We start from the raw sequence: 22,679 nt of genomic DNA, 5'->3' as shown, positions 1-22,679 counted from the left end.
AAATAATTCTAAATGCCTTCAAGTAGCTTTTGCACTTGGGGGCATTTTAAAACGGCTTAAAATAAGGGAAATACTATTATGGATCGCATTTTAGGTTCATTTAAAACCACTTCTATTGGTTTTGGTGAAATGCCATTGACGATTGAAAACAATCTTGGACACGATATGGGTATCGAAACTATTCATGCAGCTCTTGATGCAGGCTGCACTCATATCGATACAGCATGGGCATACTATTGTTCTGGCGGCGAGGAACAAACTGGAGAAAAGCTTGTTCGCGAAGCTTTAGAAAGTTGGAATGGAGACAAGTCCTCTATTTTAGTTGCAACAAAAGTCGGACACTTCCGCAACTTTACTGACGGACGACCAACATGGGGTAAAGATGGTAAGCCAGAGCATTTGATTGCGCACGCTAAAGAGTCAGCAATGGCTCTTGGCGTAGATACGATTGATTTGCTTTACTTCCACAGGCCAGATCCAGAAGTTCCATACAATGAGTCGATTGAAGCAATGCAACAGCTGCTCGATGAAGGAGTTGCGCGCGAAATTGGCATTTCTAACGCATCTGTTGAGCAGATTGACATTGCGCGCGGAATTCTTGGAGAAAAGCTTGTGGCTGTGCAAAACCAGTATTCTCCAGTGCATTTAGAGAATGAAGACACGTTGCAATATTGCAAGCAGCTTGGAATTGCGTTTGTTTGCTGGAGTCCTCTTGGAGGGTTCCGTCACCCATATGACGAGCATCTTTTTGACCCATTCCGCAAAGTGGCAGATGCTCATAAAGTTAGCTATCAGCAGGTTGTTTTGGCTTGGGAGCTTGCTAAGGGAAATAACGTTTTTGTTATTCCAGGCGCGCATAGGCCAGCTACAATATTGGATAGTCTAAAAGCTGCGGATTTGCAGTTAAGCGATGAAGAATTAGCTTATTTGGGCTAACTTTTACGGCAAATAACTTGTTACAGCAAATAAAACAAAACGAAAGCGAATAATATGCAGGAAACTAGCGTAGCAGGAATGCCACTTGCTCATGAAGACGCGCACGGGTTGCCAATTCCAGTGACAATTCCAGTGCCATTGGGATCGCGCGCTCACGCCGTTTTTACAACACGATTAGGTGGCATTTCCGAAGGTGATTTTGCGTCGCTTAACCTAGGTGGCAAAGCTGGCGACGATGCTAAAGCTGTGTTTAGCAACCGTTGTGCTTTGCAAAATACTCTTAAAGCCGACTTGTGTCTTGTTAGCCAAGTGCATGGAAATAACGTATTTGATGCAGATTCAATAGTTGATTCATGGAACACTCAGTACGGTTTCGATGCAACAGGTTTTGCAGATTCAAAAGTGCGAATTGAGGCTGATGCGCAAGTTTCAACAGCATGCTCACTCGCTTTAGGAATGTTTGCTGCAGATTGCCTACCAGTTTTACTTGCCGATAGTGAATCTGGAGTAATAGCTGCAGCGCATTGCGGACGAAAAGGCTTAATGGCTGGAGTACTTGATTCTACTATTGAAGCAATGTGTGAGAAAGGAGCCGAATGCTCGAATATAACAGCTGTTCTTGGACCATGTATTTGTGGCGATTGCTATGAAGTTGGCGAAGAAATAGCTAGCGACTTTGAGCGACGCTACCCACAGACTGCAACGCAAACGCGTTTTGGTGGAGTGGGAATTGATATTGCTGAAGCTGCCCGCATTGATTTAGCGCTGGCAGGAGTTGCAAACGTTGTTGACGCTTTGCCGCGAGTTACAGCTGCAACTCAATATTTGGCAGAAGACGAAGAATTGAGTACAGTTTGCGATGTTGATTGCGAAGGTGGAACGCTGAAAAGTCGCCTTCAGGCGTTGCAAAACCCAATGTGCACGTTGGAAAATCCACTCTGGTATTCTCATAGACGCGCAGGTCTTGCTGGAAAATCACATGAAGGACGATTGCTTGCGCTTATAGTCAAAGATAAGTAAAAAGCAAAGCTATTCGTAGAAAGCTATTGTTATGAAGCAAATTAACGTAGTTATTTCAGGATTTGGACCATATGTTGATCTTAGCGTAAACCCGTCTTACGAAGTGCCATTGGCTTTAGAACAATATTCAAGTCAGGAGCTTGATCTTCCAGAAGATGTTAGCGTAAATATCAAGTCTGTAATGCTGCCGATTAGCTTTGCAAACGCATGGCCTCAGCTTTTAGAAATGATTAATGCGCAAGATGCGGATATTGTAATAGCAACAGGGGTAAAACATACTGCTCGCGGAGTGCAATTAGAACGGTGCGCCACAAATATTATGGACGCAACTAAACCAGACGTAGATAACCACACTCCACAAAGTGTACAAATTGTTGAAAATGGACCATCTGCATATTGGACTAGGTTGCCATTGCGAATGATTCTGAACGATTTTGCTCACGATGCAATAGCGTCAACACTAAGTTCGGATGCAGGAACATACGTTTGCAACTCACTGTTTTATAGGCTATTAAATTGGGCGTCCAATAATTCTAAAAAGCAGATAATCGCAGGATTTGTAAGTTTTCCTCCAGTTGTTGCAACTCATGACGCTAGGCATGGGCTGCCGTTAGATTCGCAAATAAAAGCTGGTCAAAACATAATTCGTGAAGCCGTAAAATACTATATGAAACCTTCATCTTTAAGCATATTGCTCGAGTAGTTCGCTCGACACGCCCGAGTGTTTTTGCGTCTAAAGTGATAGCGTTATTGCTGATGGAGTGTGCACGATAAGTTAGTGAATCGTGCGGGGGTTTGTGAAAGGAAAAACTATGGTGCCAGATCGTTTCCCAACTGCTTTGCGCGGATACGACAAAGATAAAGTCAACGAAGCCTTTTCTAACTACGAGCGCACAATATCGCGTCTGCGTGAACAAGTGCGATCTAGTGACGAATCTATTCTTCAATTGCAAGCACAATTGCAAGAAGAAAAAAATAATGTTAAACGTGCAAAAAGCGGGAATACTTTTGCATCTTTGGGCGCAAATGCGCAACAGTTACTTGCGTCGGCAGAACAGACGAGTTCGCAGCTAATTGAACGCGCAAAGCAAGACGCTGCGTCGATTAAAAAAACTGCTCAGGCGCAGGCGGGAACCTTGCTAAACAATGCAAAATTAGACGCAGAGCATTTGCTGCAAGAGGCTCAAACAAAAGCGGATACGCTGCTTTCTACAGCAAGCAACAAGGCAAGCCAGATGACGAGTGCGGCAAAAGAAGACTCGCAGCGTTTGCGTGAAACAACAAACAAAGATGTTACTGCACAAAGAGATGCTGCAACGCTGGAAATAAACAACGCTAGAGAAGAACACACGAAGCGAATGGCATCCGAAAAATCCGAGCAGGAGCGAGCAATTGCACAGCTAAAAGCGGATGCAGCGCAGAAAATCGCGGAACAGAGGTCTGCGGCAAACGCGGAAATTGCTCATGCTAAAGCAGAGACAAATGATCAGATTGAGTCGGCTTTGGCAGAAGCAAACAAGAAACTTGCAGACATGCAGGAGCGAGCAACAAAGATGATGGCGGATGCGCAGCGCAAGGCTGGAGAAATTACAGATGCTGCTGCTGCGAAAGCCCAGGAGATTGCAGACGAAGCGCAAGTTGAGCGCACGCGCACGCTAAGCCAGGTTAGTGCAGAAGTTGAGCAAATTAGAAACGATATTGCAGCTCAGCAAGAAGAAGCAACAAAAAAGGTGAACGAACTTATATCTGGATTGAAAGAGCGAGAACACGCTGCTCAAGAAGAGGCTGATGCGCTTGTTGCTAGGGCAAAAACTATTCATCAGGATGCGGATAATTATGCTGCACAGGCGCATAAGGATGCGGATGCTCAGGCTGCACAAATCGTTCGTAAAGCTATGCAAGATGCTACGGCTCAAGTGGAAGAGCGTAGGGCAGCAGCTCAGCAGGAGCTGGATGGTATGACGGCGCGCCTAACACAGCTGCAGCATAGGGAAGCGCAAATTACGCAACGTGTTACCGAGCTTAGGTCTTTGTTTGCAAACGCTTTTTCTGGATTTGATTTTGGTGATGCTGTTTCTGGACAGGGGCATTCTGGCGATTCTGCAGATGCGGATGCTTCGGATAATAGCGATGCTGATGCTCAAAAACAGGCGAGGAAAGACGCACAAGCCCAAGTTGAAGAAGCTATCGCTCAGGAATCCTGAGTGGCGAGTTGTGAGTAGCGAATTGTGCTGTGTGGTGGATTTATAGAAAACTCATAAAGAAAAGTAGTAAATAGATTCCACGGAAAAGTCGCAAGCATCCGAAGATTTGCGTAAAAAGCTAAAATAAACTATAAAAAATAAAGATAAAATAAGGAAAAACAAGAAAGGTTAGACAGTGACTGAGATCTCTGAATTAAGTGCCGAGGCTTTGCAAGGTTTGCGTGACGATTTTGACGCAAATCCATTGAATCGTTTAGCAATGAACGGTGTTACTGCCGCTGGAATCGACAAGGTAGCGCGCAACTATGACCGCGCGCGTTTATTGCAGCGCCGATTCTCAACGGTTGTGGATAATGGTGACGCAAGGCATCAGGATCATTCTGGTCGCTGCTGGCTATTTAGCTCTTTGAACGTTGCGCGATTTGTGGCTAAAAAAACGCTTAAAGTTAAGGATTTTGAGTTTTCGCAAAATTACGCAATGTATTTCGATAAACTTGAGCGAATCAACTATTTCTTAAAGGATGTTGCTGCTCTTGTTCGCTCTGGTGAACCAGCTGATTCTAGACTAGTACAGCATTTGTTGCACGACGTTATGGGTGACGGCGGTCAGTGGACAATGGCTATGAACGTCTATAAGAAGTATGGTGCCGTGCCTAAAGACTTGTATCCAGAAACGGAGTCGTCTAAAGATACGGACGCTATGAACACTCAGCTTCGCCGTTTGTTGCGAACGGCTGTTGCACACATGTACGCTAATGCTGCAGATATTGACGACATAATTGCGGAAACTACTGCTGCAGGTCATAGGATTCTTACAATCCACTTGGGTGAGCCGCCAAAGAGCTTCGACTGGGAATGGACGGATGAGGACGGAAAGTTCCATCGCGATGGCGAGATTACGCCAGTTGAGTTTTGGAAGAAGTATGTTACGGCTGGGCTGGAAGATTACGTTTGCTTAGTAGACGATCCGCGTGCGGAGCATCCAAAGGGCAAGAAGATTGCGATTGAGCACTTGGGTAATGTTGCTGGTGGAGACGCTACGGAATATTTGAACGTACCAAATCAGTTTATGAAGGATTGTGTGCGTAAGATCCTCGTTGAGCAGGGCATTCCAGTTTGGTTTGGTGCGGATTGCCATCCTATGATGGATCGTGTAAACGGTGCTTGGGCTACGGATTTGTTTGAGTATGATCGCGTTTATGGCGTTGATTTTGATTTAAACAAGGAGCAGCGTGTGCGTTTTGCTGATTCGGCGATGAACCATGCGATGGCGTTTGCTGGGGTTGATGTTGCGGAAGATGGCACGACTACTCGCCGCTGGCGAGTTGAGAACTCTTGGGGCGCGGATATTGCCGACAAGGGTTACTTTACTATGAGTGACGATTGGTTTACTGAGTACGTGTATGAGGTTGCTGTGCCTAAGGCGCTTTTGCCAGAGGAGTATCGTAAGGCGCTTGAAGAGCCGGCAATTGTTTTACCGGCGTGGGACCCAATGGGCGCTTTGGCTTAACGCGAAGCTGCATAATGCGCTTCGCGTTAAGCCAAAGCGCCCGAGCTTGCTCAGGTTGAAAGTCCAGTGGACTTTCAACGCAAGCGAGGACGTTCGCGCGCTTAGACCGCGCGAACGAAATCGCATAGCTTGAAATCACTAGGATTTCAAGCTACTCTAATGCGCCGCGTTCGCTATTTGCAAAAAGCACGGTGTGTTTTTTGCGCGAACGCGGCCTGCTGCGTCAATCGAGACGCAGCAGGTGTCACATTGTGTATTTATGTGGTTTTTGCGCTTCGCGTTACTCCAAAGCGCCCGAGCTGCTTAGGGCAGAAGCATTGCTTCTGCTGCAGCGAGGACATTCGCGCGCTTAGACCGCGCGAATGTTGTAGCTTAGGTTAATTTCACTAGGAAATTAACCTACTCGAGTGCGCCCAAGCTTGCTCGAAGTTGCTAGGTTAGTGCGTTTATTGTTCAAAGATTGCAGAATCGTCAGTTGGATATCCGTTTGAATACGCGCTTATTATGTGTGAAACTACGATATCTGCAAGTACACCTATAAAATCTTGATTTTCGATACTTACAATCGCATCATTATTTATTTTTCCGTCTTTGTTTATGGGGAAAATCGTTTGATTTAACGCGGCTAGTTCTTCTCTTGCACAATCCATATAGGCTATTGCAACAATAGGTAGTTCTTTTCCTGTGGCGTTGTCTTTAGCGATTCCTGATTCCAGGTTTTGCTTAGGTATCTCATAGACTTTTTGACGCAAGTCACTTCCGTTTGAAGCAAAGTGCATAAGTGTGTTTGAAATTGTAGCCGTCATGTCGCTTTGTCGAAGTGAAACGTTTTTTGCATCTCTAGCAGCTAGTGTTTGCAATAGAAATGCGAGTTTGTCTTGTGCTACAGCTGCTTTTGCTAGCGGATCATGATTCCAGTATAGGTTTTTGTTATTGTCTGCAAAGTCTTGGATTTTTTTGTAAGAGTTTAATTCTAGTTGCTCAGCTAGCTTAATTGTTTCAGCATTTCCAGTTTGATTTAAATTGGCTAATTTCCAAATGTTTTGGGCACTGAACACAACGCCTTGAGCGAATCTACTGTTACATTGAACTGCGACTTTTTTCCATGTGTCAGAAGCATTCTTTAAGTCTTTAGATGTTAAGTTATTTATTTTTTTATCCACTTTTTCTTGGATTGATTTTGCTTTTTGCATAATTTTGTAGCAAGGTTCGTGGTTTTGCAAAGAATGCAGATTGTTGTTTTTTAATTCTTTTGTACTAGAACATGCACTGAAAAGCATTGTTATTGCCATTAATGCTGCAACTATTAAAAGATGATTTTGCGTATGCTTTTGATTGCGCTTTTGATTGTGTTTTGTGCGCTCTAATAGGCTTCTTAACAAAACAAACTGTGTCTGCATAATCTACTAAAATAGTCCGTGACTGTGACCAATGTTTGCTTGTTTTGCGTTTGGCATTGTATGCTTAACATTTTCAATTGCAGTCATAAGATTTTGTGCTTTACAACCGTTGTTAGATTTAGATTTTAACGCGTTTGTTGTGTGCTAATCGCGATAAAAGAAAAATAAGTTAATTTTATAAGTGAATTTATAAATGAATTTTCAACAGGAGGACATGCACGATGGAATTGGATTTGGCGGGAATGCATCAGCTTGCGGCGCAGCAGGGGATTAATGCCGAGGAGCTGGACGAGGCACTCGCCGAGGCCTTGCGTCTTGCATACATGAAGACTTCTCACCCAGCTAGGCATGCTCGCGTTGAATTAGATGAGCGTGCTGGCAGCTTTACAGTGTGGGCAAAAGACGAGATTCCTGGAGTTCCTACGGAAGATAATCCTCATCCAGCACCAACTCTTGGCGAAGAATACGATGATACACCTCGTGATTTTGGACGTCTTGCTGCTGCTACGGCACGTCAGGTTATTACTCAACTTTTCCGTAAAGTAGAAGATGACCGTGTATTTGGTGCTTTTTCTGGACAAAAAGGAAAGTTGATTAACGGCGTTGTGCAGCAGGATTCTAAAGATCCTTCTAATATTCATGTTGCTGTTGGAGATGTTGAGGCGATTTTACCGCGTCGTGAGCAGGTTCCAGGCGAAAGATATCGTCATGGTGAGCGTATTCGTGTTTACGTTGTGAACGTTGCTCGTGGTTTGCGTGGTCCAGAAATCGTTGTTTCTAGGTCTCATCCTGATCTTGTTCGTAGACTTTTTGAGCGCGAGGTTCCAGAACTTGTTTCTGGAGCAGTTTCGATTATGGCTATTGCTCGCGAAGCTGGCGCTCGCACTAAGATTGCTGTTCGTGCCAACACGGAAGGTGTTAATCCAAAGGGTGCTTTGATCGGTCCTGGTGGTTCTCGTGTTCGTGCTGTTATGGAGAATCTTGGTCCAGAAAAAATAGATATTGTTGATTGGTCGGAAGATCCAGCGAAGTTTGTTGCCGCTGCTCTTTCTCCAGCAACAGCAACACAGGTTCATGTTGTTAGTGAAAAGAGCCAGACGGCTGTAGCGTTTATTCATGATTCTCAGCTTTCTCTTGCTATCGGTAAGGAAGGTCAAAACGCAAGGCTTGCAGCAAAACTTACTGGTTGGAAGATTGGTATTGAGTCTGCGGAAGAACATGCTAAGAAGCAGGAAGAAATGAATGCTGATTCTAAGGTTTCAGCATAGTAACATCCCGTGGATTAGCATTAGCGACACTCCCGAGAATCCAACGTTTCGAGTATGCTGAAAGCTGCAATTTGGGCTTATGCGCAGCTTTCTGCCTAGTGGGAACGAGGTACGGAAAATCATGGTTGAAATCATGGTCGCACGATGAGATATCGCATTATGAGGTATCTCACTAAAGAGCATAAGAATAAGAATCTTATAAAAATATAAAGTGGCTGCGTTCGTTTTGCGCTGCCACAGACTGAGGAGAACACTGAGTGGTAAAAAAGCGCGTATACGAACTAGCTAAAGAGTTTGGTGTAGACAGCAAAACCGTGTTGGAGCGGTTGAAGAGCATGGGCGAATTTGTTAAGTCCGCGTCTTCAACAGTAGAGGCTCCTGTTGCACGTAGATTAAAAACAGAGTTTGCGTCCGCTGGATCATCTTCTGGATCGTCTGCTGCAAAGAATGATGCGAAACCTGCTGCAAATAAGAATGCTGATAATTCTTCGAATAAGACTAATCATTCTTCTAATAAATCGGAGTCGTTGGCTCAGAATAATGCTGAAAAACGAAATTTGGATAAGTCTTCAGAAAAAGCTTCGGAAAAACAGCATTCTTCGCAAAAGTCACATGATAATCATGATAATAGTGACAATAAAGAAAATCATTCATCTTCCACTCCAAATGGTGTAATTCCTAAGCCTTCTGCTGGTCACGTAAAGCCACATGCTATCGCTAACGCTGATTCTAAGCGTGGAGGCGATAAGCGTGGCGAAAATCGTAACGATGCACGAGGCGATAAGCGCGGGGAAAATCGTTCTTCTAAGTCAGATCGTTCTTCTCAGATGCCTCCACGCCCTCGTCCGCATCAGGGTGCTGGCTCTGGTTCTGCTCCTCGTCCAGGTAACAATCCGTTCAGCCGAAAGCAAGGTATGCGCGCTCCTACACCTGGTGATATTCCTCGTCCTCACCCAATGTCACGTCCAGGCGCTGCTGCAGAAAATTCTCGTGGAGCAAAGCCTGGTCAAGGCGGAGGAAATGGCAACGGCGGTGGTCGCGGTCGCGGAGGTCGCGGAGGCGCTCGTCAGGGCGGCGGTAATGGTTCGAACCGCTCTTCGCAGTGGTCTGGTTCACATCGTCAGGGTGGCGGTAATGGCGCAAGCTCTCGTCCGTCTGCAGAATCGCGCTTTAATGCAAATCAGGCTGCAAGCTTCCAAGCTGCGGCTGCAGGCGCTCCAAATGCTGGTCCATCTCGTGGCGGTGGTCGCGGTCGCGCAGGTGCTGCAGGCGCATTTGGTCGTCAGGGTGGAAAGTCCTCTAAGGCTCGAAAGAATCGTCTTGCAAAGCGCAGAGAATACGAAGAGCTTAAAGCACCAGTGATTGGCGGCGTGCGTATTCCTTCTGGAAATGGCGCTACGATTCGACTTCGTCAAGGTGCAACGCTTTCTGATTTGGCAGAAAAGATTGATGTAAATCCAGCTGCTTTGGTAACTGTTTTGTTCCATCTTGGAGAAATGGCTACAGCTACACAGTCTTTGGATGAAACAACATTCCAGATTCTTGGCGAAGAAATCGGTTGGAATATTAATCTCGTTTCTGCAGAAGAAGAAGATAAAGAGCTTCTTCAACAGTTCGACATTGATTTGGATGAAGAGGAACTTCAAGAAGACGATAATCTTGTAACTCGTCCTCCAGTTGTTACTGTTATGGGTCACGTTGACCATGGTAAAACTCGTTTGCTTGATACTATTCGTAAGTCGAATGTTGTAGCTCGAGAAGCTGGTGGAATTACTCAGCGTATTGGCGCTTATCAGGTTACGGTTACTTTAGATGGAGACAAGCGCAAGATTACGTTCTTGGATACCCCAGGCCACGAAGCATTTACTGCTATGCGTGCTCGTGGTGCAGAGCTTACAGACGTTGCAATTCTTGTTGTTGCAGCAGACGACGGCGTTATGCCTCAAACTGTTGAGGCAATCAACCACGCTCAGGCTGCTCACGTGCCTATTGTTGTGGCTGTAAACAAGATTGATGTTGCTGGAGCAAACCCAGATAAGGTGCGCGGTCAGCTTACAGAGTACGGTCTTGTGCCAGAAGAATACGGCGGCGACACCATGTTTGTGGATATTTCCGCAAAGCAGGGAACTAACGTAGATAAGCTTCTTGAGGCTGTTCTTTTGACAACTGACGCTGAGCTTGATCCTAAGGCAAATCCGAACATGGATGCTCGTGGTGCAACCGTTGAAGCTCGACTTGATAAGGGTCGTGGCGCTGTTGCTACTGTTCTTGTTCAGCAAGGCACTCTTAAAGTCGGAGATTCTATTGTTGCAGGTACGTCTTATGGTCGTGTTCGCGCAATGCTCGACGAAAATGGCAACCACTTGCAAGAGGCAGGTCCTTCTACGCCAGTTCAGGTGCTTGGTTTGACTTCTGTTCCAACTGCAGGAGACTTGTTCTTAGTCACATCCGACGATCGTTCCGCTCGTCAGATTGCCGAAAAGCGCCAAGCTACAGAGCGTGCAGCTCAGCTTGCTAAGCGTCGCAAGGTTGTGTCTCTTGAAAGCCTTAAGGAACAGTTTGCTAAGTCCGAAGTTGATATGCTCAACATTGTTATTAAGGGCGATTCTTCTGGTTCTGTTGAGGCTTTGGAAGATTCCTTGATGAAGATTGAGGTTTCCGACGAAGTTGGAATTCAGGTTATTCACCGCGGTGTTGGTGCAATTACTCAGAATGATGTGAACTTGGCAACAGTTGATAAGGCTGTGATTATTGGCTTCAACGTGCGTCCAAACCGTCAGGTTGCCGATTTGGCAGACCGCGAGGGCGTGGAAGTCAAGTACTACTCGGTTATTTACAAGGCTATCGAAGATATTGAAGCTGCTTTGAAGGGTATGCTTAAGCCAGAGTTTGAAGAGGTTGTTACTTCTCACTCTGAGATTCGTGAAATCTTCCGTTCTTCCAAGTTTGGCAATATTGCTGGTGTTATGGTTCAAGACGGCGAAGTTAAGCGCGGTACAAAGTGCCGTATTTTGCGTAACGGTGTTGCTACTGTTAACGATCTTGAAATCTCCAGCTTGCGTAGATTCAAGGATGATGTTCAATCCGTTAGCGAAGGCTACGAGGCAGGCATTAACCTTGGCAGCTTTAACGACATTGAGCTTGGCGATATAATCGAAACCTTTGAAATGAAGCAGATTGAGCGCAAGTAATTATGGCAGGAACAAACCCTAGAGCCGCGCGAATTGCGGCTCTGATTCACAGAGTGATTGCGTCCAACATGGAGGCTCATTTACACGATAAGCGACTTGCTAATGTGACTATTACAGAAGTGAGAGTTACTAACGACTTGCAGATCGCTAAAGTGTATTGGACACAGCTTGGTACTGTTGGTAAAGAGCAGGGTGAGCGTCAGCGTGCAGCCCAAGCGTTGCAACAGGCTAAGGGGCGTTTGCGCACTCTAGTTGGAGCTAAGGCTGGATTGCGTTTAACTCCTCAAATCCAATTTGTTTACGATGAGGTTCCTAGTGAAGCTCATGAGATTGAAGACATTTTGGTCGCCGCGCGTAAGCGTGATGAGGAGCTAGCTAAAGCGCGAGAAAATGCTCGGTACGCTGGTGAAGAGGATCCGTATAAAAAGCCTCGTGAAGATGAGGATTTTGACGATTCCGATGATTCTGATGATTTTGATGACTCCGACGAGTATGAGGATTATGAGAACAGCGAAAACGATTTTGTAGAAGATAAGTCGCCAGCAACCGACGATTTAGATGATTCTGCTCATTTGGAATTATAGTTTTAAATCAAATAATTAATCAAATAAAATTTAGTAATGAGTAGTTCTCAAACATCATCTTCAGGCATTTTATTAGTAGATAAGCCGAAAGGCGTTACCAGCCATGACGTTGTGTCTTGTGCAAGAGGATTGTTGCACACTAAACGCGTAGGTCATGCGGGAACGCTTGACCCAATGGCTACAGGATTGCTGATTCTTGGTTTTGGTAACGCCACTCGCTTGCTTAACTATTTGCTTGGTCACGATAAGACTTATGAGGCTGTGATTCGTCTTGGCGAATCAACCAATACGGATGATGCAGACGGTGATGTCGTTTCAAGTGTTGATGATGAAAATAGCATTCTAAACTCTGCAAATACTGATGAGATTCTTAAAGAATTGCGTTGCGTAATCGCTAAGAATTTTACTGGGCACATTATGCAAACTCCAACGGCTTTTTCGGCTATTAAAATAAACGGTGTGCGTGCTTATGACTTAGCGCGTGAAGGTAAAGATGTTCATTTAGAGCCGAGAGAAGTTGTTATTCATGACTTTTCGCTTCTGGATGCGCGTTTTAATGTGGGTGTAAGCGGTGCAAAAGTTGTTGATGTGCGTGCGAGTATTTCTTGTTCTAGCGGCACGTATATTCGCGCACTTGCTCGCGACTTAGGGCGTGTTCTTGGTGTAGGAGGACATTTAGTAAGTCTTAGGAGAACTCGAATTGGCGAATTTTCGGTAGAAGATGATAGGGTTCTTAAACTTGAAACTAGGATTCGTACATTTACGGACAAGAATGGCGTGACTCAGACTCGCGCAAAGGCTGTTGTAGCTGACAGACACGATAGTGTTTCTGACTATTTTTCTGACAGTGTTTCTAACAGTTCGGTTGCTTGCGACTTATCTGGAGATTCTTCTTGCAAAAAATCTGCACAAAAAAACTATGATTTACAAAATCGTGTTCTAAGTATGTTTGAATCCGCAAAATTAACCATGCAAACAGTTGAAATCAGCGAAAATCAGGCTAAAGACTTGCGTTTTGGTAGAAAAATAGTGATTCCTGCGATTAGCGAAAAAAATACTATTGCATACGTAAAAGCCGAAAAAGATGAGCAAAACGATGTTGTTGCAGTTCTGGAAACCGCTGAAAAGTCGCCAGCAACCGCAGGGGGAAGCAGAGCGTTCTCCAAGTTACAAGAAAAAAATGAAAAAAATATAAATCAAATAGAAGCTAAACCTATTGTGGTATTTGTACAAAGCTAGTTTGCTGGTAAAATAGTTAATAGTGTGAAAATAAGGGTTCGCGGCAGTAATGCTGCTTATTTCGGATAGTTGCGAATAGTAAGGATATGATGAAGGTCATCAACATTCGACCAGATGCCAACGGCATGATTAATTGGCCAACATTAAGTGCTCAGCGTAAGGCGATTGTTACTATAGGTGTGTTTGACGGCATGCACCTAGGGCATAGAAAAGTTATTGAACGCACCGTTGATCTTGCTCGCAAAAACAATGCGTTTTCTGTTGTTATAATGTTTGATCCGCGACCAAGCGTGGTTCATGAAAACCCAGATTTATTCGACGATTTTGGAGATAACGCGCAGATTCCAGTGGATTCGCAGGCGTTAACAAGTGTTCGTCAGCGTCTTAGGGTTTTGCAGCAGCTAGACGTGGATCATGTGATTATTGTTCGATACAGCCTAGCTTTTGCTGCAAAATCATACAGATTCTTCCTAGGGCAGCTTGTTGGAAAACTTGGTATGCGTGCACTTGTACTCGGGTCGGATGCAGCTCTTGGAGCGCGTAGAGCTGGGAATGTTCATGCGATTAAGGAGCTTGCGCAGGCTACGGGCGTTTTTGATTTGGTTGTGGTAGACGATTTTGGTCCAGGGGATGTTCGTGTTCCAGACCCAATTGTGCCAGAAGTTCCGTCTGAAGATGGAGAGCCAAAAGACCCTGCGGATGGTATGAACAAGGCGGAATATCGCGCTTGGAGTAAAGGTATGCCGAATAAGAAGGTTCGTGCTTGGAGCTCTACGAATGTGCGATGGATGCTCGCGAATGGTAGGGTTCGCGATGCTAGGGATGTTCTTGGTCAACCGCATAGAGTTGAGGGTATTGTGGTTCATGGTGCCGAGCGCGGTCGTGAAATCGGTTTCCCAACAGTGAATTTGGGCGAGCGTATTGATGGGTATGTGCCTGTTGATGGAGTTTACGCTGGTTGGATTGTTGATTTAGATGCGGACGAGGCTAGTGCTGATAATTTGCATTCTTCTAGTATTCCGAGTGTTGGCGTTTTGCGCAAGGATGAGTTGCATCTTGGAGTTCATTCGCCATGGCGTTGGGCTGCTGCGATTTCAATTGGAACTAAGCCAACTTTTGCTGAGTCGAATGAAGGTGCTTCTGTTAAGAATGTAGTTTCTGGTGATTCTGGCGATATCTTTGAATCTGATTCTATCTCTGATTTTGGCGCAGATTCTTCTACGTATCCTAATGATAGTGAAAATCGTGTGGTTGAAGCTTATGCTTTAACGGATAAGTGGCAGGATTTGTATGGTCATCGCATTTGCATTGAATTTGCGCAATTCTTACGTCCTCAACATGCCTTCGATTCTGTTGAGACTCTTAAGGACGCTGTGAGACACGATGTTGAGAAAGTGCGAGAAATAACTGATGCTGAAAACCGATAAGCTGGTTTAGATTAGTTTAGGCTGATTTTTCTTGATCTAGCTTGATTGGAATCTGATTTAATCAGATTATTGGCTGCAGCTGTGGTGTTTTGTGCTTAAGATTGGCGGTGATTATGGAGTTGGATATTAATATCAGCGATATTAGTGGTATTGAGTCTAGTACAAGTGATCTTAATTGTAAATCGTTTAACAGCAATGCCTTAAATCACTCGGATGCTCGTGCTGTTAAAAAAGCTGTTGAAGAAGGGAAAAATCCACTCGATTCATCTAAATTCGAGCGCTGGGAAGACCAGGTTGGAGTAGATCGTATAATCAACCGTCGCGTGTTGGAGTTGGAGCCGCTTCCCACTCCTGCACAAGTGCTTGGTGAGTTGCCACTTTCTCCGTATGCGCAAGATATTGTCGCAGAGTCACGCGATGAAATCCGCAGATGCCTTAATGGAGATGACGACCGCCTTCTTGTTATTGTTGGACCGTGTTCTGTGCATGATCCTAAGGCAGCTCTTGACTACGCGTCTCGTTTGGCTGATTTGCGCGCAAAGCTCGAAGGTGAACTTTTGATTGTTATGCGCGTTTACTTTGAAAAGCCGCGCACAACAGTTGGCTGGAAGGGCTTGATTAACGACCCCGATATTGACGGCACGCACGATATTCACAAGGGTTTGCTTTTGGCGCGTCGCACGCTTCTTGGCGTTTTGGACGCTGGTTTGGCTGCAGCAACCGAGTTTTTGGAGCCGACTAGCCCGCAGTTTATTGCGGATGCTGTTAGCTGGGGGGCGATTGGCGCGCGAAACACGGAATCGCAGATTCATCGCCAGCTTGCTAGCGGTCTTTCTATGCCAGTCGGATTTAAGAATGCAACGGATGGCTCTGTTACGGCCGCCGTCAATGGATGTTTGGCCGCTAGCCAGCATCACACTTTCTTTGGCATCGACCATCTTGGACGCGCTTGCGCTGTACAAACACTTGGAAACCCTGATTGTCATGTTGTTTTGCGCGGCTCTAGCAAGGGTCCAAACTACGATGCGGCTTCTGTTGCGGCTTCTGTTGCATCGGTTCGTTTGAGGCTCGGCGCGGATTGCGTGGCGTCTAATGGCGTTGTAATCGATTGCTCGCACGGAAATTCGGGCAAAGATGAGAATCGCCAGATTCAAGTTGTGCGAGATATTGCGGACCGTTTTGCACATGGCGAAAAAGGCATTAAAGGCGTTATGATGGAGAGCTTCTTGCAAGGCGGAAACCAAGATCCTGCGCCTTTGAGTGAGCTTGAGTACGGAAAGTCGATTACGGATCGATGCATTTCTTGGGAAGATACCGAGCGATTGCTTAACACGCTTGCGCAGTCTGTTTCTTCTCGCCGACTTAAGTCTTGATTTTCCCGAAAATGTTGCTTTAATCGGCGTGTCGAGCTACAAAGTCGGGAAGATTTTCCCGAAAATGTTGTGCGATTTCCTATATTTCCTTGCTTGGTGTTGTAGGAGGGCTGGCTAATTCTGCGCTCGCGCGGATTAGCCGCGCTTACGTCTTCGCCGCATGTAAAGTCCACTGGACTTTACATTTAAGCGGCTCAGCGAATCGAGGTGACTTCTCGCGCGCTATGCAGCTCGAAGTCGTCGATTCGCACAACGCTCCGCCTCTTACGTGTTGTCTGTTGTTGCGGTTGTTCCGATTTGGCTTTGATTTTGTTTTTGGGTTGAGGTTTGTTTGTAGTGGTTGATCATTTGGATTGTTTGGTATCGGCTGCCGCTCTTATACTGTTCGACCAAGAATCACCCAGCCCTCTTACAAGTCTGAACAATTGCGTATCGCTTAAACACCGAGATTCTCGATTTTTCTTGCTACTTCAGCGAATCACCATTTCATGCTGCGAATCGACCTGCATGAGCGCTTAAAGCGTAGCGCGCGAATGCACTTCGATTCGCTGAGCTTGCTCAAAGTTGAAAGCACAGTGTGCTTTCAACGCAAGCGAAGACGTGAGCGCGCTGTAACGCGCGAGCGATACGTTTCATTCGCTGCGAAAAATCTCGAATCTCTACCCAGCTTGCGCGAACGACACGACACGCCGTGTTTTTTTTTTAGTTACAAACTATTACAATAAAACCTCAAATATGCAGCATTTTTGAACAAAGGAGTGCAAAATGTGCGAATCGCCAGCCCCCGATCGTAACAATCTTCACCAAGATAAAAACGTTTCAAGCCGCGCCCTGACGATCGCGCGATACGCGATTTTTGCGCTTCTGCTTGCTGGCGCATTTCTTCTGGCGTTTGCGTGGTATCGCGGCACTCACAGCAAAGGCTACACTGTTGTTACCTGTTCCGCACTATGGCTTAGCGTTATTGTTCCGTTTATTACATTGATTGTGCTTTGCGTTTTTGTGCGCGGATGGCGTCTTGTTGTTGGCTCTACGATTTGCGTTTTGCTAATAGCGTCTTTCTTTGGGTTTATTGCGTTCCACGATTCAATCATGGGTTTTTTGAATGTTCCCTCCACAAATCCTTGGTTTGAATTTACGTGCAGCGCTTTGCTAAAAATTGCAACCGCATCTTTTGTTATTATGTGTTGTGTAAGCGTATTTTTGATTAGACGCAATTCAATGCACAAGATAAAAGGATGATTTGACGAATGCCTAAGTTTACAAAAATCGCCATTATTGGCGCTATGGAAGAAGAAGTTACTCACATTGCCGGTTCTCTTAGCAATGTTAAGCATAATAAGGCAGCCAGCTTAGATGTATCTTGTGGCGTGCTTGAATGCGAAGATGGCGGAAAAATCGAAGTTGCTGCAACAGTTGGCGGAATGGGACTTGTAAATGCCGCTGCAACTGCACAGTATTTAATTGATACGTACAAGCCGCAGGCCGTAATCTTTTCGGGAATTGCGGGAAATCTCAATAAAAATTTGCATACGAATGATGTTGTTCTTGGAAAAACATTAAAATATTTAGACACCGACATGCGCATGATTAATCAGTGGAAGCCGTTTACAAACGAATATCATTCAGACGATTATCTTCTTAAAACTGCAGACAGCGTTTTAACAAAGATGGGCATTAACCACATTTTGGGAACAATCGCCTCTGGCGGATATTTTGTAGACACGCCCGAAAAAGTGGCGGAAGTGATTGAGGCGACTCAAGCGGATGCTGTAGAAATGGAAGGCGCTGCGATTCTTCACGTTGCTGCAAGAAACGACGTTCCAGCGTTAGTTGTGCGCGCAATGAGCGATAATGCAGACACAAAATACGAGGAGTTCCACACTTTCGACATATCCGAATACGCGGATACAGCTGCAAAAATGACGGTAAATATTGTTAGGAATTTGTAGAATTCAACACGCCGATGTGGTCGCCGACGTGCTGCATCGCCAAACAAAAGGCGAGTAGCGCTAAATGCCGCCATTTTCTGAGTGCAATCAGATTTTGGCGGCAAGGTTTTTACCCCCCTCTTAAGATTGGCATCGTTAATAGAAGAAAAAGGTAATAAGAAATAAAAGATGCCAGTTTTAAACATTAGTCTAAATAGTTTAAGAGGAAAATTTGCGGTAGGTTATACGAGAAACGCAGATTGACTGGCATGATGGCAATTCTTCTTGAAAGGAATGAAGAATATGCGTAAAAATGCAGTAAAAAATAATGCAGTAAAAAATAAATCAATCAAGTTGAACACAAATTTGAACATTCGCGCGATTGCAGCAGGATTGCTAGCATCCGCAACTTTAGTGAGCCTTGCAGCTTGCGGAGATAATGTTCCTGCAAGTAATTCGCAATCGTCCGCAAATACTGGCGCAAAAATCGTAGGAAACTTCCAAGGTTCGGGTGCATCTTCCCAGCAGGTTGCTGTAGAAGCGTGGATTGCAGGATTCCAATCAAAAAATCCTGGCGCAAAAATCGCATATAATCCAACTGGCTCGGGTGCAGGAGTTACAACGTTTATGACGGGAGCCACAGCGTGGGCTGGATCCGATAAATCGCTAAGCGACGACGAGTTAGAAAAGTCAAAGTCGGTTTGCGCTAATGGCACTACGGCTTTCGACGTTCCAGTATACGTTTCTCCAATCGCAGTAATCTTTAATCTAAAAGGCATTTCGGATGCTGGAAAACACATAAATATGGATGCTTCTACAATCGCAAAAATCTTCGACGGCAAGATTACGCGTTGGAATGATGATGCGATTAAATCGCAAAATCCAAAGCTAAAGCTACCAGATAAGCCGATTACAGTTGTTCATAGGTCCGATAAGTCTGGCACAACGCAGAACTTCTTAAGCTACATAAAAGACGTTGCGCCAAGCGATTGGTCATACGATCTTAGCGAAAATTGGCCAAATAGCGTGGGTCAGGGCGCAAAAGGCACGTCTGGCGTTGTTTCCACAATCCGCATGGCAGACGGAGCGATTGGATATGCGGACTTTTCGCAAGTTGGAAAGCTTGGAACTGTGGCAGTAAAAGTGGGAGATTCTTACAACGAGATTAGCCCAGAAGGTGGCTCTATAACCGTTAATGATTCAAAGGTTGACGAAGATGCTGCAGCAAAATCAAAGCACCGCGTTGTTGTTAAAATAAACCACAAAACGGAAGAAAAAGGCGCTTACCCAATTGTGCTAGTTTCTTACGATATTGTGTGCGGCGCTTACAAAGATGCTGCAACAGCACGATTTGCAAAGTCTTGGCTTAGCTACGTTACCAGCAAAGATGGCCAGGCTGCGGCTCAAGGTGCTGCTGGAACTGCGCCTTTGCCAGAAAAGCTTATGGGCAGGATTAACAAGTCGATTCAGTCGATAGGCAAGTAAAAATAGTAATTTGCCAAGATTTTAGAGTAGTTAATAGAGTAGTCAATATATTGCTGCTGATAGCATTTATATAATGACTACAAAAGGAGCATGAGTGAGTTCTAAACAAAGAACTGAAATCAGTAAAGATGTGCGCAAAAGTGGCCATTTTGCAGGTGGTTTTGCAGACCGCTTGTTCAAAAGCGTAGCGCTTTTATGCGGATTGCTGATTTTAATGGTGCTTACAGCTGTGGCGTTGTTCTTGCTGTTTCAAGCGTTGCCGATTGTAGGCGCAAACAAAAGCCAAGTAAGTCAAGTATTTTTAGACTTTACGGGAGGCAAAGCGCACGATTTCCTAAGCTACGTAGCGCCAATGGTTTTTGGAACTGTTCTTATGTCTGCGCTCGCTCTGCTCCTTGCATTCTTTGTTTCGATTGGAATCGCGCTGTTTATAAGCCACTATGCTCCGCCAAAAATGGTGCCGCTTTTAAGTGGTGTAGTCGACTTGCTTGCTGCGATTCCGTCCGTAATCTACGGTCTTTGGGGCGGATTGGTGCTAGTTCCATCCATATACCCATTCTGGAAGTTTATCTCGCACATTTTTGGCTGGATTCCGCTTTTTGCAGGTCCTGCGGCAAGTCCTTCGCGTAGTGCTGCAACCGTTAGTGTTGTTCTTGCTGTTATGATTTTGCCGATTATAACTTCTATGGCACGAGACATTTTCCAGCAAGCTCCGCGATTGCAGCAAGAAGGCGCGCTCGCTCTTGGTGCCACAAAGTGGGAGATGATAAAGCTAGCGGTTTTGCCGTTTGCAAAGTCGGGAATTGTTTCCGCGTCTATGCTTGGTCTTGGTCGCGCGCTTGGCGAGACAATGGCAGTTCTTATGATTTTGTCTCCAGGATTCACCTTTAAATTCAACATTTTGCAAGCTTCACAAAACCAGACGATTGCAGCAAACATAGCAGCGCAATACCCAGAAGCCAACGGATTGGGTGTTAGTGCGCTTATTGCTACAGGTTTGGTGCTGTTTGTTATTTCATTCGCTGTAAACCTTATTGCTCGCAAAATCACGGGAAAGGCGAGTGCATGATGCAAAATTCAGAATCGTTACAAGCTGGCTCTGTTAGCGCAAGCAGCGAATCTCCAAAAATCGACTTTAACAAGTTCCGTCCAACGCGTTCTAGAATCGCAAGTCGTAAGCGAAAAGACGCGTTTATGCGCGTGCTAATCTTCCTGTCTTTTGTAGTTGCTCTAATTCCGCTTCTTTCTTTGCTTTTTACGACTATTGTAAACGGCATTAAGCGACTAAACCTTGACTTTTTAACGCATAATATGACGTATGTGGTTGGTGGCGCTGCTACTGGCACAGGTGGTTACGGCGGTATTTTGCACGCCATTATTGGAACTTTGGAGATTACTTTTGGCGCAATGCTGATTTCGATTCCGATTGGAATTATGTGCTCCGTGTATTTGATTGAGTATGCGCGAGGAAGTCGCTTAGCTACGTTGATTAATCTTGTTGTAGACGTTATGAGCGGAATACCTTCGATTGTGGCTGGCTTGTTTGCGTTTTCTAGCTTTACGATTTTTGTGGGTCCTGGAACAATCAACGGTTTTGAAGGGTCTGTTGCGCTTTCGCTGCTTATGCTTCCGACTGTTGTTAAGTCGTGTCAAGAAATGCTAAAAATTGTGCCGAATGATTTGCGAGAAGCGGCGCTGGCTCTAGGTGTTACAAAGCAGCGCATGATTACAAAAATTGTGTTGCGAACCGCCTTGCCTGGCATTGTTTCTGGCTGCATTCTTGCGGTTGCACGCGTGGTTGGAGAGACGGCTCCGCTTTTAATGGCAGCTGGGTTTATTGCATCCACGAATTTCAATCTTTTTGATGGGCAAATGACCACTTTGCCAGTGTACGTTTACCAAGAGTATTCAAAGCTTTCGGCGAATTGCCCAGCTAACGCGCCATCTTCGTGCGTTACTACGATTCCAATGGAGCGAGCATGGGCAGCGGCTCTTGCCTTGATTGTGATTGTTTTGCTGCTGAATATTGTTGGGCGAGTTGTGGCGCGCGTGTTTTCAGTAAAAGCAAAGTAAGACGAAGGATTTTAGAAAGTGAGGCGCAAATGGGTCAGCGCATTGATGTTAAGCATTTGAACATTTACTATGGTGATTTTCTAGCAGTAGAAGACGTTAACATAAGCATTGAGCCAAACAAGGTTACGGCTTTTATTGGGCCTTCGGGGTGTGGAAAATCAACGGTTTTGCGCACTTTAGACCGCATGCACGAGATTACTCCAGGCGCTCGCGTGGAAGGTCAGGTGTTGCTTGAAGGCCGTGATTTGTATGGCAAAGATGTGGATCCTGTGGCAGTTCGCCGAGATGTTGGAATGGTGTTTCAGCGTCCAAATCCTTTCCCAACAATGTCTATTCGAGAAAACGTTCTTGCAGGAGTTCGCTTAAATAATCGCCATATTTCAAAGCAAGATGCCGACGACCTAGTTGAGTGGGCTTTGCGCGGCGCGAATTTGTGGAACGAAGTTAAAGATAGACTAGATAAGCCAGGAATCGGGCTTTCTGGCGGCCAGCAGCAACGACTTTGTATTGCGCGAGCAGTGGCTGTGCATCCGCAAGTGCTTCTTATGGACGAGCCTTGCTCTGCTCTTGACCCGATTTCTACTCTTGCTGTAGAAGATTTGATTAACGAGCTTAAGCGCGATTACACGATTGTGATTGTAACGCACAACATGCAGCAGGCAGCGCGCGTTGCCGACTACACTGCGTTCTTTAACCTTAAGGCGGTTGGAAAACCAGGGCATCTTGAGTATTTTGCAGATACAACCACTATGTTCAACAATCCGCGCAATACGGAGGCGGAACGCTACATTTCTGGCCGCTTTGGGTGATTTTTGCATTCGTGCGATTCGCTACACGTTTTCTTTGCATGGTTCTTTACATGATTTTCTTTGGTCAGCACGTGCGCGTAAGGTCGAACCTGTTCGGTTGTTCAAAGTTCTATAAGTCGTTTCAAATTTCGTGAGTTTTCTAGCGTGTTTATTCGGCTTTTGCTTTGTGCGTCGAGCGAGTCGCAGTAACCTCTGCGTGAATGCCCAAATGTAATTGCGTCCGCGATTG

General features: G+C 45.3%; 18 protein-coding genes. 17 read left to right on the top strand and 1 reads right to left on the bottom strand.

The genetic code is table 11. The features are described from left to right. Positions 1–78: 78 nt before the first annotated feature. The 5 genes from HXT55_RS06450 to HXT55_RS06430 all read left to right on the top strand — a co-directional run bounded on the left by HXT55_RS06450 (position 79) and on the right by HXT55_RS06430 (position 5,670). Entirely contained in the window at positions 79–936 is an 858-nt protein-coding gene (locus tag HXT55_RS06450) for an aldo/keto reductase (protein ID WP_004115945.1), read from the top strand. A 54-nt stretch (positions 937–990) separates the two neighbouring features. After that, positions 991–1,956, top strand: coding sequence for a polyphenol oxidase family protein (locus HXT55_RS06445; RefSeq protein ID WP_004575086.1), 966 nt, complete (start codon positions 991–993; stop codon positions 1,954–1,956). Positions 1,957–1,987: 31 nt separating this feature from the next. Continuing rightward, a complete protein-coding gene (locus HXT55_RS06440; RefSeq protein ID WP_101888068.1) occupies positions 1,988–2,659 on the top strand; it encodes a pyroglutamyl-peptidase I in 672 nt (223 codons plus the stop codon). A gap of 109 nt (positions 2,660–2,768) precedes the next feature. Further along, positions 2,769–4,160: a cell division protein gene (locus HXT55_RS06435; protein ID WP_004111967.1), complete on the top strand. Its 1,392-nt coding sequence runs from the start codon at positions 2,769–2,771 to the stop codon at positions 4,158–4,160. A gap of 175 nt (positions 4,161–4,335) precedes the next feature. Continuing rightward, complete coding sequence (locus HXT55_RS06430; protein ID WP_004118354.1) at positions 4,336–5,670, top strand: C1 family peptidase; 1,335 nt, start codon at positions 4,336–4,338, stop codon at positions 5,668–5,670. Between the two features lie 446 nt (positions 5,671–6,116). Here HXT55_RS06430 and HXT55_RS06425 read toward each other — a convergent pair whose 3' ends face one another. Continuing rightward, the gene (locus tag HXT55_RS06425) at positions 6,117–7,070 is read right to left on the bottom strand and encodes a hypothetical protein (protein ID WP_004115930.1); all 954 of its coding nucleotides are present in this window, start codon (positions 7,068–7,070) and stop codon (positions 6,117–6,119) included. A 221-nt stretch (positions 7,071–7,291) separates the two neighbouring features. Here HXT55_RS06425 and nusA point away from each other — a divergent pair, with 221 nt between their 5' ends. The 12 genes from nusA to pstB all read left to right on the top strand — a co-directional run bounded on the left by nusA (position 7,292) and on the right by pstB (position 22,450). Further along, positions 7,292–8,338, top strand: a complete 1,047-nt coding sequence (gene nusA, locus HXT55_RS06420; protein ID WP_004118356.1) for a transcription termination factor NusA — start codon at positions 7,292–7,294, stop codon at positions 8,336–8,338. 257 nt (positions 8,339–8,595) lie between these two features. Continuing rightward, on the top strand, positions 8,596–11,529 hold the full coding sequence (gene infB, locus HXT55_RS06415) for a translation initiation factor IF-2 (protein WP_410312054.1): 2,934 nt from the start codon (positions 8,596–8,598) through the stop codon (positions 11,527–11,529). A 2-nt stretch (positions 11,530–11,531) separates the two neighbouring features. Continuing rightward, positions 11,532–12,113 (top strand): 30S ribosome-binding factor RbfA, encoded by a 582-nt coding sequence (rbfA, locus tag HXT55_RS06410; protein ID WP_004111977.1) that lies wholly within the window; start codon positions 11,532–11,534, stop codon positions 12,111–12,113. A gap of 36 nt (positions 12,114–12,149) precedes the next feature. Next, positions 12,150–13,352 (top strand): tRNA pseudouridine(55) synthase TruB, encoded by a 1,203-nt coding sequence (gene truB / locus HXT55_RS06405; RefSeq protein WP_013399447.1) that lies wholly within the window; start codon positions 12,150–12,152, stop codon positions 13,350–13,352. A gap of 89 nt (positions 13,353–13,441) precedes the next feature. Next, the gene (locus HXT55_RS06400; protein ID WP_014554782.1) at positions 13,442–14,779 is read left to right on the top strand and encodes a riboflavin kinase; all 1,338 of its coding nucleotides are present in this window, start codon (positions 13,442–13,444) and stop codon (positions 14,777–14,779) included. Positions 14,780–14,892: 113 nt separating this feature from the next. Continuing rightward, positions 14,893–16,152, top strand: coding sequence for a 3-deoxy-7-phosphoheptulonate synthase (locus tag HXT55_RS06395; RefSeq protein ID WP_248912261.1), 1,260 nt, complete (start codon positions 14,893–14,895; stop codon positions 16,150–16,152). 765 nt (positions 16,153–16,917) lie between these two features. Further along, positions 16,918–17,394 carry a hypothetical protein gene (locus HXT55_RS06390; protein WP_174160359.1) on the top strand — a complete coding sequence of 159 codons (477 nt, stop codon included), beginning with the start codon at positions 16,918–16,920 and terminating at the stop codon, positions 17,392–17,394. Between the two features lie 8 nt (positions 17,395–17,402). Next, positions 17,403–18,104 (top strand): 5'-methylthioadenosine/S-adenosylhomocysteine nucleosidase, encoded by a 702-nt coding sequence (mtnN, locus tag HXT55_RS06385; RefSeq protein WP_004111987.1) that lies wholly within the window; start codon positions 17,403–17,405, stop codon positions 18,102–18,104. Positions 18,105–18,386: 282 nt separating this feature from the next. Then, entirely contained in the window at positions 18,387–19,568 is a 1,182-nt protein-coding gene (pstS, locus tag HXT55_RS06380; protein ID WP_192382283.1) for a phosphate ABC transporter substrate-binding protein PstS, read from the top strand. Positions 19,569–19,662: 94 nt separating this feature from the next. Then, positions 19,663–20,637, top strand: a complete 975-nt coding sequence (gene pstC / locus HXT55_RS06375) for a phosphate ABC transporter permease subunit PstC (RefSeq protein WP_192382272.1) — start codon at positions 19,663–19,665, stop codon at positions 20,635–20,637. Next, a complete protein-coding gene (pstA, locus tag HXT55_RS06370) occupies positions 20,634–21,641 on the top strand; it encodes a phosphate ABC transporter permease PstA (RefSeq protein WP_004111993.1) in 1,008 nt (335 codons plus the stop codon). The genes pstC and pstA overlap by 4 nt, the downstream gene beginning before the upstream one ends. Before the next feature lie 29 nt (positions 21,642–21,670). Further along, complete coding sequence (gene pstB / locus HXT55_RS06365) at positions 21,671–22,450, top strand: phosphate ABC transporter ATP-binding protein PstB (protein WP_004111995.1); 780 nt, start codon at positions 21,671–21,673, stop codon at positions 22,448–22,450. Positions 22,451–22,679: the final 229 nt, after the last annotated feature.

This window comes from Gardnerella sp. KA00718 (assembly GCF_049244285.1).
GTDB lineage: Bacteria > Actinomycetota > Actinomycetes > Actinomycetales > Bifidobacteriaceae > Bifidobacterium > Bifidobacterium vaginale.
This window is presented reverse-complemented; position numbering and strand designations above follow the sequence as displayed.